Here is a 12,917-nt window from a genome sequence, read left to right as displayed (position 1 = left end):
AGTCGGTGTGTTTGTGGGGGGGGGGGGGAACGTCGGACTTAGCGGTAGGCGGGCCACAGAGGTGTGTGGGGGGGGGGGGGGGGGGGGGGGGGGGGGCCGCCCCCCCCCCCCCCCCCCCCCCCCCCCCCCGCGCCGCTTTGGCTGTCCCGCAGGGCAGTTGCTGCGCACCCGCCCCCTCGCCGAAGGGGCGGGCGGCCGTCACGTGCGGCAGAGGATCTCGCCGTGCAGCACCGCGAACCAGGCGTCCGCCCGCCCGCCCCACTCCCGCCAGGCCGCCGCGACGGCTCGCAGCCGCTCTGGGTCCGCGTGCCCGCCGGCCACCGCGCGCTCGGCGTACGTGGAGGCGAGCGTGCGCTCCGCCCACAGCCCGCTCCACCAGGCCCGCTCCTCCTCGGAGCTGTAGCACCAGGCGCCCGCGCTCGTGGTGACGTCCGTGAAGCCGGCCTCCAGGGCCCAGGCCTTCAGGCGCCGTCCCGCGTCGGGCTCACCGCCGTTGGCGCGGGCCACCCGCAGATAGAGGTCCAGCCAGTCGTCCAGGCCGGGGGAGTGGGGGTACCAGGTCATCGCCGAGTAGTCCGCGTCCCGGACCGCCACGATGCCGCCGGGCTTGCAGACCCGCCGCATCTCGCGCAGCGCCCGCACCGGGTCGCCCACGTGCTGCAGCACCTGATGGGCGTGGACGACGCAGAAGGAGTCGTCGGGGTACTCGAGGTCGTGCACGTCCGCGACGGCGAACTCGACGTTGTCCAGGCCGCGTTCGGCGGCCGTGGCGCGTGCGGTGTCCAGGATGCCGGGCGCCCGGTCCACGCCGGTGACCCGTCCTTCGGGGACCAGCTCGGCCAGGTCCGCGGTGATGGTGCCGGGGCCGCAGCCGATGTCGAGGACCCGCATGTGCGGCTTGAGCGAACCGACGAGATACGCGGCGGAGTTGGCGGCGGTGCGCCAGGTGTGCGAGCGCAGCACCGCCGCGTGGTGTCCGTGCGTGTAGACGGCGGTCTCCTTCGGCATGGCGGCACTCCTTCGTGTACGTGTATCCCGCACCGGGTAGCACGCACCGTACGCCGCCATGTCGAATGATGAGACCTCCGTATCAGTAGGTGGTCAGGGAGTGGTTCACCGTACGCGGCTCGACGGACGGTAGACCGTCAGCGCCTCGACGTACTCCTCCTCCTGCCCGCCGGGCCCGCTGCCGCCCTCCTGTCCGCCGGATCCGCTCGCGTCCTCGGCCCGGAACTGGCCGGCGTCGACGGCGACCGCCTCGCCCGCCTCCACCGCGCCCGCCAGGGCGCGGGCGTCCTCGACCCCGAGGCCCTGGGCGAAGTGGGCGGAGCGAACGAGCGTGCCGGTCGACAGCACCGCGAGCGGCAGCCCGTGCTGCAGGGCGACGGTGGCCGCGGTGTTCACGGCCTTCGCTGCGGCGTCGCCGCCGTACACGCCGAGGGCCTGGGCGCGCGTCGCGGCCTTCGCCAACTCGGCCTCCAGGTCGGCCGGTTCGGCGATCACGATCTCCGCGTCGGGCAGCGCTTCGCGCAGCGCCTGTACGCTCTGCGAGGTGCCCGCCCCCGCGTCGGCGACCAGCACCAGACCGGCGCCGCCCGGCAGCGCGGGCGCCGTCACCCGCGGGTGGCCGGGCGGGGCCTGCTGCTCCCGCGTCGGCACCAGACCCCGCACCGCGAACGCCGCGCCCGCCCCCAGCGCCCCGCCCACCAGGACGTCGCTCGGGAAGTGCGCACCGGTGTAGATCCGGGAGATCGCCACGGCGGCCGCGACCGGCGCGACGACCGCGCCCCACGCCCGCGACTCCAGCGCCACCCCCGTGGCGAAGGCGACGGCCGACGCCGAGTGGCCGGACGGGAACGAGGTGGTGATCGGCTGCCGCTTGAGCTGCCGGATCAGCGGCACCGTGTCGAGCACGGGGCGGGCCCGGCGCACCGAACGCTTGCCCAGCGTGTTGATGGTCGCGGAGGCCAGCGCCAGGGAGGCCACGCCGCGCACGGCGGCCCGGCGGGCCTGCGGGCTGCGCGTCGCGGCGATCCCCGCCGCCGTCGCGAACCACAGCACGCCGTGGTTGGCGCTCCGGCTGAGCCGGGGCAGCACCCGGTCGGCGCCGGGCCAGTGCCGGGTGGCGACCGCGTCGAAAAGGCGCCTGTCGAGAGCGAGCAGACGCGCCTTGTACGAGCGGGGGCCGGGAGCGGGCCGGGACAGGTCGAGGCCGGAGACGGCCGGGGTGTCAGCGCTCATGGCGCCCTCGTACCCCGAGCGTCGCGCTTCAGGCGCCCGGCCACGGAAAGGCCAGGTCGCAGCGGTGCACCGGACGTTTCGCCGGCCGGCTCGGCAAACGGTTTGCCCGGGTGGCGGTCGGCCACGGACAATCCCGCACATGGGACATCTGGAAGCGGCACACCTCGAGTACTACTTGCCGGACGGGCGGGCGCTGCTCGGTGATGTCTCCTTCCGGGTCGGCGAGGGCGCCGTGGTCGCTCTCGTCGGGGCGAACGGCGCGGGCAAGACCACCCTGCTCCGGCTCATCTCCGGCGAGCTCCAGCCGCACGGCGGCACCGTGAGCGTCAGTGGCGGCCTCGGCGTGATGCCGCAGTTCGTCGGCTCCGTACGCGACGAGACCACCGTGCGCGACCTGCTCGTCTCCGTCTCCCACCCGCGGATCCGGCAGGCCGCGCAGGCCGTGGACGCCGCCGAGCACGCGATCATGACGGTCGACGACGAGGCCGCCCAGATGGGTTACGCGCAGGCGCTCTCCGACTGGGCGGAGGTCCAGGGGTACGAGGCGGAGACGCTGTGGGACATCTGCACCACGGCCGCGCTCGGCGTCCCGTACGACAAGGCGCAGTTCCGCGAGGTGCGCACGCTCTCCGGCGGCGAACAGAAGCGGCTCGTCCTGGAGGCGCTGCTGCGCGGCGGCGACGAGGTGCTGCTCCTCGACGAGCCGGACAACTACCTCGACGTCCCCGGCAAGCGCTGGCTGGAGGGGCAGCTCAGGGAGACCCGCAAGACCGTCCTGTTCGTCTCCCACGACCGGGAGCTGCTCGCCCGCGCCGCCGAGAAGATCGTCAGCGTCGAGCAGAGCCCCGAGGGCGCCGACGCCTGGGTGCACGGCGGCGGTTTCGCGACGTTCCACGAGGCCCGCAAGGAGCGCTTCGCGCGCTTCGAGGAGCTGCGCCGTCGCTGGGACGAGAAGCACGAGCAGCTGAAGAAGCTGGTGCGTACGCTGCGCCAGGCCGCCGACGTCAGCCACGAGATGGCCTCGCGCTACCACGCGGCGCAGACCAGGCTCCGCAAGTTCGAGGAGGCGGGCCCGCCGCCCGAGCCGCCGCGCGAGCAGGACATCACCATGCGGCTGCACGGCGGGCGGACCGGCGTCCGGGCGGTGACCTGCGAGCGGCTGGAGCTTACCGGTCTGATGAAACCCTTCGACCTGGAGGTCTTCTACGGCGAGCGGGTCGCCGTCCTCGGCTCCAACGGCTCGGGCAAGTCGCACTTCCTGCGGCTGCTCGCGGGTGAGGACGTGCAGCACACCGGTGCCTGGAAGCTCGGCGCGCGCGTGGTGCCCGGGCACTTCGCCCAGACCCACGCGCACCCCGAGCTGGTGGGCCGCCCGCTCCTGGACATCCTCTGGCGCGAGCACGCCCAGGACCGCGGCGCCGCGATGTCCCGGCTGCGGCGGTACGAGCTGACCAAGCAGGCCGAGCAGAACTTCGAACGGCTCTCCGGCGGCCAGCAGGCCCGCTTCCAGATCCTGCTGCTCGAACTGGAGGGCTGCACGGCGCTGCTCCTCGACGAGCCCACGGACAACCTCGACCTGGAGTCCGCCGAGGCGCTGCAGGAAGGCCTGGAGGCCTTCCAGGGCACGGTCCTCGCCGTCACCCACGACCGCTGGTTCGCCCGCTCCTTCGACCGCTATCTGGTCTTCGGCAGCGACGGACGGGTCCGGGAGACCCCCGAGCCGGTGTGGGACGAGCGGCGGGTCGAACGCGTGCGGTAGCCGCTCGGCCGCCCAGCCTCGTAGCCCGAGGCTGCGAAGCCGCGAAGCCCCGACCCCGCAGCCGCGAAGCCCGTAGCCCGTAGCCCCAGGGTCAGCCGAAGGCCGGGCGCACCGGCTTCGCCGGCCCGGTGCCGGGCCCGTCGTCCGGCACCGCCCGGCACGTCACGTCCTTGCCCGGCAGCGCGCCCGTCACCAGGTATGACGTCGCGGTGTCCTGCGCGCACCGGTTGGTCGGGCCGGGCGCCATGCCGTAGGCGACGCCGTGGCCCTCGCCCTCGTCGATCGTCACCATGCGGGAGCCCTTGAGCGCGCGGTGCGTGCTGCGCGCCGCCGCCAGCGGGGTCTGCGAGTCCCATTCGTTCTGCAGGATCAGCGTGCCGACCGTGTTGTCCACCCGGGTGACGGGCTCCACCGGGGCGTCCCAGAACGCGCACGGCGCGATGTTCGAGGCGAAGTCCCCGAACAGCGGGTGGCGCGCGGCGTCCCTGGCCGAGTCGCGGAGGTACGTCCCAGGATCGCGCGGCCACGCGGCGTCACCGCACACGACGGACCACAGGGCCGACGCCCCGTTGTCGGTGTCCTCCTCCGGCGGCGTCGGGAACTCGGGGACCGGTTTGCCCGCGGCGGCGTCCCGGAGGAGCGCGACGAGTTCGGCGGCGCCGCGGACGGTGAAGAACTCGCGCCGCAGGACCGCGCGGATGTCGGTGCCGGTGAGCTTGTCGTCACCCACGACGATCGGATCCCGGTCGGCCCGCTCCACCAACCTCCAGAAGCGGGCGCGTACTTGGGCCGGGTTCCTGCCCAGGTCGTACGTGGCCGAGCGCGCCGCGGTCCACCGTGACCACCGCGCGAACGCCGGCTCCACCTCCGGCGCCCACATCCGGAACATCTCGCGCCACATGCGCTTCGGGTCGATGGCGCTGTCCAGTACGAAGCGGTCGGCGCGGCCCGGGAACAGCTGGGTGTAGACGGCGCCGAGGGCCGTCCCGTACGAGACGCCGAAGTAGGAGATCTTCTTCTCCCCGAGCGCGGCCCGCAGGACGTCCATGTCCCGCGCGGTGTTGCGGGTGGTGATGTGCGCCAGCGTGCCGCCCGCCCTCGCCCGGCACTTGTCCGCGATCGTCCTGGCCCGGGCGACACTCTCCCCGAACGGCCGGAAGGTGCGCGGCCATTGCCGCTCCGCCGTGGTCAGTCCGCAGTTCACCGGCGCGCTGCGGCCGATGCCGCGCGGGTCGAACCCGATGAGGTCGTACCGGTCCGTCACGGACTTCGGCATCTTCTCGGCCAGATACAGCGGCAGACCGAGCCCCGGCCCGCCCGGCCCGCCGGGGTTGGACAACAGCACACCGCGGCGCTTGCCGGCATCCCCCGCCGCGATCCGGGAGACGGCGAGGTCGATGGTGGCGCCGCCGGGGGAGCGGTAGTCGAGCGGCACCGTGAGGGTGGCGCAGCGGAACCGCGCGGGCGTGTCTGGGCCGCACCGCTTCCAGTCGGGTTCCTGGTCCGTGAACCGGGCGAGCGGATGGCCGGGGGCGGCGGCGCCGGCGGCCTGCCGGGGTGTGGCCGAGGCGGGTGTCGCCAGCAGGCCGGGGGCTTGGGTGGCGATCACGCCGAGGGCGAGGAGCGGTAAGAGGAGGCGTCTCGGTGCGCGGTGGGACACGTGGGCGGTCCTTCCGTTCGAATGCGCGTCGGAATTGCTCTGCCGACCGGTGGGACGCGGAAACAGCGTCCGCTGCCTGCCCCCGCACCGCCGCGATTTCCGGACACGCGAGGCCGTTCTGTACCCGGTCGCTCCGTGCGGTGCGCGCGCGGACCCCTCGCGGTGCATCCTGGGTAGTACGGGCCGCACGGGCGCCCCGGGGCAGGGCGACGCACAGAGCGATCGGAGCGATCCATGAACGGAGTCGATCCGGGCCGGCTGGACGACCAGCAGCTCATAAGAGAGCTGGAGACGATCCACCGCACCCGCCACAGCACCCTGCTGCACGGTTCGAACGACGCCCTGCGGACCCACAACGAACGCATGGCGCAACTGGAGGGCGAGTATCTGCGCCGCCATCCGCGCAGGTCGGTGGCGGTCGGACGGACCCGTACGGGAGCGCGCGAGCGGGAGAAGGGAACCCCCGATCCATGAGCAGCGACGCACCATCCCTCCTCGACCGGCACGCCGAGGCGCTCGACCTCTTCGCCGAACGGGTGCACGCCGTCCGGGGCGACCAGTGGGACGCCCCCACGCCCTGCACCGACTGGACCGTGCGCGACCTGGTCGGCCACCTCACGACCGAACAGCTCTGGGTGCCCGCGCTGGTGCGCGACGGCGCCACGACGGAGTCCGTCGGCGACTCCTTCGACGGCGACGTGCTCGGCCCCGACCCGGTCGCGTCCTGGGACACGGCGGCCGCCGCGGCGCGCGCGGCGTTCCGGGAGCCGGGCGCACTCGACCGCACCGTTCACCTCTCCTTCGGCGACACCGGCGCCACCTTCTACCTCGGCCAGATGATCACCGATCTGACGGTGCACACGTGGGACCTCTCCCGCGCGATCGGCGCCGACGAGCGGCTGCCCGGCCCGCTGGTCGACTTCGTACGGGGTGAAGTGGAGCCGCACGCGGCCGAGTTGGAGAAGAGCGGCCTCTTCGCGCCCGCCGTCGAACCGCCGCCCGACGCCGACGCGCAGACGAAACTGCTGAACCTCATGGGGCGCAGGGTGTGACACCGTCCGCTTGCTCCGGGCGCACTGAGGGAACCTGGTGTGCATGAGAGTTGGCGTGGTGGATGTGGGATCGAACACGGTGCGACTGGTCGTCGCGGACGCCGACGGCCAGGTGCCGCTGCCGGTCCACACGGCGAAGAGACGGCTGCGGCTCGCCGAGTACACGGACGCCCGGGGCCGGCTCGGCGAGGAGCCGGTACGGGCCCTGGTCGACGCCGTCCGCGAGGTGCAGGAGGAGGCCGAACGGTGGGGCGTGGCGGAGCCGTTCGCGTTCGCGACGTCGATCGTGCGGGACGCACCGAACCGGGACGAGGTGCTGGCCGCGGTGGAGTCGGGGGCGGGGGTCCGGCTGCGCACGCTGTCCGGAGAGGCCGAGGCGGAGCTGACGTTCCTCGCCGCCCGGCGGTGGATGGGCTGGCGGGCGGGGCCCCTGGTGCTCTTCGACATCGGCGGCGGCTCCCTGGAGGTGGCCTTCGGCCGCAGCCGCCTGCCGGACTACGCGGCCTCGCTGCCGCTGGGCGCGCGGCGGCTGACGCACGAACTCTTCGACGGGCAGGACCCGCCCCGCGCGGAGCACCTCAAGGCCGTCCGGCGTCAAGTGCGCCACCAGCTGCGGGACGTGGCCGCCCGGATCCGCTGGGAGATGCCGCACACGGCCGTCGCCACCTCGCGCACGTTCCAGCAGCTCGCCCGGTTGTGCGGGGCGGCGCCCGGCCGCCACGGCCCGTTCGTGGAACGGCGGTTGGACCGCCGCGCGCTCGGCGTGGCGCTGAAGGAACTGGCCGGACTGCCCGCGGAACGGCGCGCCCAGCTGCCGGGGATCTCGGCGGCGCGCGCCGGCCAGTCCGTGGCCGGCGCGGTGGTCGCCCACACGGCCATGAAACTGACCGGCACCGAGACGCTGACGGTCTGCCCGTGGGCGCTGCGTGAGGGCATCCTGCTGCGCTACATCGAGGACGGCGACGCGGACTGGTGGGCCCGCGAACACGTGCGCTCAGCCGACGCCATCGGCGGAGCCCCGACCTCCCTGCACCTCGCCGGGGCGACCTGCACGACGTGAGGGGGCGGCGGTGTGCGTACGGCCCCGCCACCTGACGTGAGCCGCCGTCAGTGCAGGGTGAGTACGAGGGTCAGGGTGAGCGCGGCGAGTCCCGCAGCCAGCCAGCTGATGTAGTCGCCGGGGCGCCCCGAGTGCAGCCGCAGCAAGGGGCGCAGGACGCGGTGCGGGCCGAGGCTCGGGCGGCGGACCGCCAGGAGGCCGAGCGCCGCGGCAAGGGTCGCCGAGAGCAGCCCGTACAGCACGCCCTCGCGTGTCCACGCCGTGGGCGGCACCGCGGCGGCGAGGTGCGGCGGTGCGACGCCCCGCACCGCCGCCAGGTACCCGGCGCGGTCGGCGAAGAGCCGCGCGCCGTCCCCCAGGGCGTGCCGCACCGCGGGGACCGTGCCCGCCGCGAGCGATGCGGCGAGCAGCAGCCGGGGGACGGCGAGCATGGGACGCGGCACCCGCCGCTCCGCCGCCTCCGTGACCTCCGGGTCCTCGCGCGCCCCGCTCATCTCCTCGGCGGGCCCGCGCCCCACCCGTACGCCCGCGCCGAAGAACACGCGCAGACCGGCCCGCAGCACCGCGCCGCCCGTCACCGCGGACACCACCACGAACACGGCGGGCAGCCAGGCGTGTTCCAGCGACGCGGCATGCTCGGTGAGCGACTTGCCGAGCGCCGTCCCGAACGGCGGAAGGCCGGCCAGCGCGAGGCCGCCGACCAGGAACATCGCCCCGGTCACCAGGAGTTCGCGCGCCCTGCCGTGCAACTCCCGCTCATCCACGGAGCCGTAGCGGTCGAGCACGATCCCGGTGAGGCCGAACAGGGCCGCGTTGACCCCCGCGTGCCCGGCCACGTACACCGCTGTCCCCGCCAGGCCGTCGGCCGTGAGCGGCGCGACACCGATCAGGAGCAGGCCCGCGTGGGCCACCGTGGAGAAGGCGAGCAGGCGCTTGAGGTTGCGCTGCTGCCAGCACATCACCGCGCCCAGCAGGGCCGTCACCGTACCGGCACCGGTCAGCAGCGGCCCGTGCACGGAGGCAGGCAGCCCGCCGGGGCCGCCGAAGGCCACCGTGGACACGCGGGCCACGCCGTACACGCCGAGCGGCACCATCACCCCGGCCAGCAGCATGTTCACCGGCGTCGGCGCGACCGTGTGGGCGTCGGCGTGCCAGAAGTGGAAGGGCGCGGAGGCGGACTTGACCAGGAGCCCGGTGAGGACCAGCGCGACGGCGCACCCCAGCAGCGCGTCCGGCTTCAGCTCGGCGAGCCGGGCGCCGATCTGCGCGAAACCCAGCTCGCCGGTGCGCGCGTACAGCAGTCCGATGCCGAGCAGCATGCAGCAGCCCGCGAGCGCGTTGAGGATGCCGAAGGTCAACGCGCCCTGCAGCGGCCGGGGATCCTCGATGTGGAAGCCGGTGAGGGCGACCGCCGCGACCCCCATCAGCTCGAAGAAGACGAAGGAGTTGAACAGGTCGCCGGTGAGCGAGAAGCCGCACACGCCCGTCTCGAAGAGCAGCACCAGGGCGGGAAAGACACCGGGGTGCCCGCGCGGCGGCTCCTCGAAGTACCGCCAGGAGTAGGCGATCACGGCAAGCACCAGCAGGGCGGCGAGCAGCGCGACACCCACCCCGAACCGGTCGCCGACCAGCACGATGCCGACGCTGCGCCCGTCCCGCGGCCGCCAGCCTCCCGCCCACTCGACGACGCGCGAGCCGCCCGAGCCACCCGTACGAACCCACAGCACGGTCAGATCGACGAGCACGCCCACCGCGAACACCGCGGTCAGCGCGTCCGTGGCGACGCGCGGCAACCTGCGCCCCGCGAGCACGAGGACGGACGCGCCGAGCAGCGGCAGCGCGACCGCGAGGGGGAGGGCGGCGCCAGGGCTCATCCGCGCAGCTCGCCGAGCCGGTCCGGATCGACGGTGCCGCTCCGCTTGCGGATCTGCAGGACCAGCGCGAGCAGCAGCGCGGTCACGGTCGCCCCGACGACGACATCGGTCAGGGCCATCGCCTGCACCACCGGGTCCACCACGGGCGTGTGCACGGACACGTCGGCGAACACGGGGGCGCCGGCGCCGTCCCGGTAGCCGACGCCGAGCAGCAGGACGTACGTGGAGGACTGGGTGACCGACAGACAGCCGACGGTGTGGATCAGGTCCCGGCTGGTCACCATCCCGTACAGCCCGACCAGGAAGATCCATCCGGCGACCAGAAACGGCAGCGTACTCAACGTGCTCCTCCCGAGGTCAATGTGCGCCTCCTGAACTCAACGCGTCCCTCCTGGACTCAACGCGCTTCTCCCGAACCCTTCTCCGACTCCTGCCCGGCCGACCCCATCTCGTGCGCCTGCTCCAGGAAGTGGGCGAGGAGGACGACGATGCCGGAGCCCACCTCGACGCCGACGGCGACGTTCACGACGGGCACCAGGCCCGCCGACGAGAGCTCTCCGAAGGTGCCGAGCGGCAGCACGTTCTCCAGGTACGCGCCGCCCGCGAGGAGTCCCGCGCAGCCGAGCGCGGCGAACGCCCCGGCGGCGATCGCGTCGGCGGCGTGCAGGGTGGCGAGCGGCCGCACCCGCTTCAACACCCGGTAGTCGGCGGCCAGGTAGGCCAGGTGCAGGCCCGTCGCCAGGACGATGCCGCCCTGGAAGCCGCCGCCGGGGGTCAGCTGCACATGCGCCACGATGTAGCCACCGACCAGCAGGGTCACCGGCAGCGACAGGGCGCCGAACAGGCCGATGGGCGGGGACACTTCGAGCCGTTCGGGGTCGTGGGCGCGCTCGTCGCGGGCCCGGCGCAGCAGCACCACCGCGCCGAGCACCGCGGCGAAGAGCAGGGCCTCCTCGCCGAGGGTGTCCAGGCCGCGCTGGTCGAAGGTGAGGGAGGCGACGACGTTGGCGGTCCGCTGCTGGAGGGAGGCGGCCACCGCGCGGGTCCCGTAGGGGTGGTGGTCGGTGCCGAAGGGCGGCAGTCGGAAACAGGCCAGGGCGAAGCAGACGGCGAACGCCGCGGCGGAGACGAGGAACAGCAGCGTCCTGACGCGCCGGCTCATGCCCCTCCCTCGCCGGGTGCGCGTTCGGGACCGGAGGGGTCGGCGGGGTCGGCGGGTTCGGCAGGGTCGGCGGCGTCACCGGGCCCGCCGGTGCCTCGCCCGGCTCCGGCAGAGCCATCGGAACCGGCACCGCCATGGCCCCCGCCATCGCTGTCACCACCGCCCACGCCCCGCACTCCCGCCCCGCCCCCGGACCGCGCGCGCTGCCCCGCCGACCTGCGCAACGACCGTGCCGTCAGCAGGATCAGCAGCGGGGTGACGGCCGCGCCCACCGCCAGCTGCGACAGCGCCACGTCGGGGGCGTGCAGCAGCAGGAACAGCAGGGCGAGCAGCAGCCCCAGCATGGCGAGGACCACCGCCTGGCGCACCGGATCCCGGGTGAGCACGGAGACGGTCGCGGCCACCGCCACCAGCAACAGTGCGGCGACCAGGGGCAGATCGGAGGGGTTCACCGGGCGTCGTCCTTCCGCGGCATGTCGGTCCTGCGGGCCTGCGCGCGGGCCACCGCCGTCGTCGTGGCCGGACCGCCGACCGCCGAGAGCAGGGCGAGGAAGAGCAGTTTGAGCGCCGCACGTCCCGGGCCGGCCTCCACCGCCGCCGCCAGCGCCACGAGCGGCACCCCGACCGAGGCCGCCGGGGCCAGGGCGTGCAGCCGCCCGTACGGACGCTCCAGGACGAGCAGCGCGAGGGCGGAGAACAACAGGACGCCGACGCCGGCCGTCAGCAGCGTCAACGCGCAGGCGTGCCGCACGGATCAGTCCTCCAGAGGCAGGCAGCGGGCGAAGACCAGCACCCCGACGGGCCCGAGCACGACGGACACCAGGGCGACGTCCACGTACGAGGAGCGGCCGAAGCTCTCGGCGAGGGCGAGGAACACGGCGGGCGCGCACGTGGAGGCGAGGGCGAGCCCGACGAGCCGCTCGGTCGCGGGACCTCGGCAGGCCACCCACAGCGCGGGGCCCAGGCCCCCGACGAGCAGCACCAGGGCCGCCACGAGCCAGCCGTTCACGATGCCCCGCCGTCAGGCCGCGGCGCGGAGCCGTCCGGGGTGCGCGACGGCGACCCCTCGTCGGCGCCCGCCGACAGGACCCGCTCGATCCGTGACGGCTTTCCGTCGAGGGCGCGCACCCGCATCTCCCTGTCGTCCGCGTCCAGTACATACGCCCCCGGGGTCGAGGACAGCAGCGTGGCCGCCCACGCGGGCCCGACCTCCGGGCGCAGCCGCACCGTCCGGAATCCGCCGCGCTCCGGGCGCCCCCGCAGCGCCCGTACCACCGCGGCCCCCAGGCCGACCAGCTCCGCGACGCAGGTGACCGGCCAGACGTGGAGCGCCGCCAGACACCGGCCGAGACCGTCGACCCGCACCCCGGAGACGCGCCGCACGCTCCGGGCGGCCAGCGCGCCGAGCACGGCGAGGCCGGCGCCGACGACCAGTTCGAGGAGGGAGAGCGGACCCACGAGGATCAGGTAGAGGGCGAGCAACAGGACCGCCCAGAGCAGCACTTCACGACCGGCCGACCGCATGTCACCGTCCCCTCGCCTCACCGTCCAGCCTTTGTACGGGCCTTCCGCGCCCGTGCGGGGCAGCGACACGGCGCGCCCCCTCGGGCTCAGGGCCGGCCCGGCCGGGCGTCCGGGGCGGCGCGGCTGATGTCCGCCAGCGCCGAGGACGGGTCCTGCGCGAGCGCCAGATCGCCGAGGCTCACCATCCCCACCGGGTGGCCGTCCTCGACGACGGGCAGCCGGCGCACCGCGTGGTCGCGCATCAGGCCGACCGCCTCCGACACCGCGTCGTCGGGGGCCACGACGACGGGGTTCGGCGTGCAGACGGCCTGCGCGCTGACCGTCAGCGGGTCGGCGCCGTCGGCCACGGCGCGCAGCGCGATGTCCCGGTCGGTGAGCACGCCGAGCACGTGCCCGTCGGTGGCGACCAGCACGTCGCCGATGTCCTGCGCGCGCATCAGCTGCGCCGCCTCGACGAGGGAGGCGTCGGGGCGTACCGCCACGACGCCCGGCGTCATGACGTCCCTCACGAATTCAGCCATGGCCGAGCCCCTTCCTGCCTGCGTCCGTCGTACGTTCGTCGTGGTGATGTCGGCGCGTACCCCT

General features: G+C 74.4%; 14 protein-coding genes and 1 pseudogene. 4 read left to right on the top strand and 11 right to left on the bottom strand.

From position 1 onward, the window contains the following. Positions 1-198: 198 nt before the first annotated feature. On the bottom strand, positions 199-1,008 hold the full coding sequence (locus ACZ6CV_RS16495) for a methyltransferase domain-containing protein (protein WP_469251449.1): 810 nt from the start codon (positions 1,006-1,008) through the stop codon (positions 199-201). Positions 1,009-1,191: 183 nt separating this feature from the next. Beyond that, positions 1,192-2,241, bottom strand: a pseudogene (locus tag ACZ6CV_RS16490) (phosphatase PAP2 family protein); the annotation flags it as partial. Between the two features lie 139 nt (positions 2,242-2,380). On the opposite strand from ACZ6CV_RS16490, the gene ACZ6CV_RS16485 reads away from it, so the two are divergent. Beyond that, complete coding sequence (locus tag ACZ6CV_RS16485) at positions 2,381-4,000, top strand: ABC-F family ATP-binding cassette domain-containing protein (protein WP_469251448.1); 1,620 nt, start codon at positions 2,381-2,383, stop codon at positions 3,998-4,000. Positions 4,001-4,091: 91 nt separating this feature from the next. Here the strand turns inward: ACZ6CV_RS16485 and ACZ6CV_RS16480 are convergent, their stop codons facing one another. After that, the gene (locus ACZ6CV_RS16480; protein WP_469251447.1) at positions 4,092-5,609 is read right to left on the bottom strand and encodes an alpha/beta hydrolase; all 1,518 of its coding nucleotides are present in this window, start codon (positions 5,607-5,609) and stop codon (positions 4,092-4,094) included. A 285-nt stretch (positions 5,610-5,894) separates the two neighbouring features. Here ACZ6CV_RS16480 and ACZ6CV_RS16475 point away from each other — a divergent pair, with 285 nt between their 5' ends. From ACZ6CV_RS16475 to ACZ6CV_RS16465, 3 genes are read left to right on the top strand one after another with little or no spacing between them, the layout of a single operon-like run. After that, positions 5,895-6,134 (top strand): DUF6158 family protein, encoded by a 240-nt coding sequence (locus ACZ6CV_RS16475; RefSeq protein WP_355817299.1) that lies wholly within the window; start codon positions 5,895-5,897, stop codon positions 6,132-6,134. Further along, on the top strand, positions 6,131-6,712 hold the full coding sequence (locus ACZ6CV_RS16470; RefSeq protein WP_469251446.1) for a TIGR03086 family metal-binding protein: 582 nt from the start codon (positions 6,131-6,133) through the stop codon (positions 6,710-6,712). The genes ACZ6CV_RS16475 and ACZ6CV_RS16470 overlap by 4 nt, the downstream gene beginning before the upstream one ends. Positions 6,713-6,755: 43 nt before the next feature. Next, positions 6,756-7,772: a Ppx/GppA family phosphatase gene (locus ACZ6CV_RS16465; RefSeq protein ID WP_469251445.1), complete on the top strand. Its 1,017-nt coding sequence runs from the start codon at positions 6,756-6,758 to the stop codon at positions 7,770-7,772. 47 nt (positions 7,773-7,819) lie between these two features. Here ACZ6CV_RS16465 and ACZ6CV_RS16460 read toward each other — a convergent pair whose 3' ends face one another. From ACZ6CV_RS16460 to ACZ6CV_RS16425, 8 genes are all read right to left on the bottom strand, one after another. Continuing rightward, positions 7,820-9,646, bottom strand: a complete 1,827-nt coding sequence (locus tag ACZ6CV_RS16460) for a complex I subunit 5 family protein (protein WP_469251444.1) — start codon at positions 9,644-9,646, stop codon at positions 7,820-7,822. Then, positions 9,643-9,987 (bottom strand): sodium:proton antiporter, encoded by a 345-nt coding sequence (locus ACZ6CV_RS16455; RefSeq protein WP_469251443.1) that lies wholly within the window; start codon positions 9,985-9,987, stop codon positions 9,643-9,645. The genes ACZ6CV_RS16460 and ACZ6CV_RS16455 overlap by 4 nt, the downstream gene beginning before the upstream one ends. Before the next feature lie 56 nt (positions 9,988-10,043). Beyond that, complete coding sequence (locus ACZ6CV_RS16450) at positions 10,044-10,808, bottom strand: MnhB domain-containing protein (protein ID WP_469251442.1); 765 nt, start codon at positions 10,806-10,808, stop codon at positions 10,044-10,046. Continuing rightward, the gene (locus ACZ6CV_RS16445; RefSeq protein WP_469251441.1) at positions 10,805-11,260 is read right to left on the bottom strand and encodes a hydrogenase subunit MbhD domain-containing protein; all 456 of its coding nucleotides are present in this window, start codon (positions 11,258-11,260) and stop codon (positions 10,805-10,807) included. Before ACZ6CV_RS16445 ends, ACZ6CV_RS16450 begins: the two co-directional genes overlap by 4 nt. Further along, entirely contained in the window at positions 11,257-11,559 is a 303-nt protein-coding gene (locus ACZ6CV_RS16440) for a monovalent cation/H(+) antiporter subunit G (protein WP_469251440.1), read from the bottom strand. The genes ACZ6CV_RS16445 and ACZ6CV_RS16440 overlap by 4 nt, the downstream gene beginning before the upstream one ends. 3 nt (positions 11,560-11,562) lie before the next feature. After that, complete coding sequence (locus tag ACZ6CV_RS16435; protein WP_469251439.1) at positions 11,563-11,817, bottom strand: MrpF/PhaF family protein; 255 nt, start codon at positions 11,815-11,817, stop codon at positions 11,563-11,565. Continuing rightward, the gene (locus tag ACZ6CV_RS16430; RefSeq protein ID WP_469251438.1) at positions 11,814-12,332 is read right to left on the bottom strand and encodes a Na+/H+ antiporter subunit E; all 519 of its coding nucleotides are present in this window, start codon (positions 12,330-12,332) and stop codon (positions 11,814-11,816) included. Before ACZ6CV_RS16430 ends, ACZ6CV_RS16435 begins: the two co-directional genes overlap by 4 nt. An 86-nt stretch (positions 12,333-12,418) precedes the next feature. Next, positions 12,419-12,853, bottom strand: a complete 435-nt coding sequence (locus tag ACZ6CV_RS16425; protein ID WP_358706793.1) for a CBS domain-containing protein — start codon at positions 12,851-12,853, stop codon at positions 12,419-12,421. Between the last annotated feature and the right edge of the window lie 64 nt (positions 12,854-12,917).

Source organism: Streptomyces sp. NPDC041713 (genome assembly GCF_055591085.1).
Note: the sequence above shows the minus strand (reverse complement) of the source record. Positions and strands in the feature narration are given on the sequence as shown.

What these genes read in the sequence shown, in the direction of transcription:
- ACZ6CV_RS16450 (WP_469251442.1), bottom strand. Translation starts at nt 10,808, where the DNA reads ATGAGCCGGCGCGTCAGGACGCTGCTGTTCCTCGTCTCCGCCGCGGCG.
- ACZ6CV_RS16475 (WP_355817299.1), top strand. Translation starts at nt 5,895, where the DNA reads ATGAACGGAGTCGATCCGGGCCGGCTGGACGACCAGCAGCTCATAAGA.
- ACZ6CV_RS16470 (WP_469251446.1), top strand. Translation starts at nt 6,131, where the DNA reads ATGAGCAGCGACGCACCATCCCTCCTCGACCGGCACGCCGAGGCGCTC.
- ACZ6CV_RS16425 (WP_358706793.1), bottom strand. Translation starts at nt 12,853, where the DNA reads ATGGCTGAATTCGTGAGGGACGTCATGACGCCGGGCGTCGTGGCGGTA.
- ACZ6CV_RS16485 (WP_469251448.1), top strand. Translation starts at nt 2,381, where the DNA reads ATGGGACATCTGGAAGCGGCACACCTCGAGTACTACTTGCCGGACGGG.
- ACZ6CV_RS16430 (WP_469251438.1), bottom strand. Translation starts at nt 12,332, where the DNA reads ATGCGGTCGGCCGGTCGTGAAGTGCTGCTCTGGGCGGTCCTGTTGCTC.
- ACZ6CV_RS16460 (WP_469251444.1), bottom strand. Translation starts at nt 9,646, where the DNA reads ATGAGCCCTGGCGCCGCCCTCCCCCTCGCGGTCGCGCTGCCGCTGCTC.
- ACZ6CV_RS16465 (WP_469251445.1), top strand. Translation starts at nt 6,756, where the DNA reads ATGAGAGTTGGCGTGGTGGATGTGGGATCGAACACGGTGCGACTGGTC.
- ACZ6CV_RS16495 (WP_469251449.1), bottom strand. Translation starts at nt 1,008, where the DNA reads ATGCCGAAGGAGACCGCCGTCTACACGCACGGACACCACGCGGCGGTG.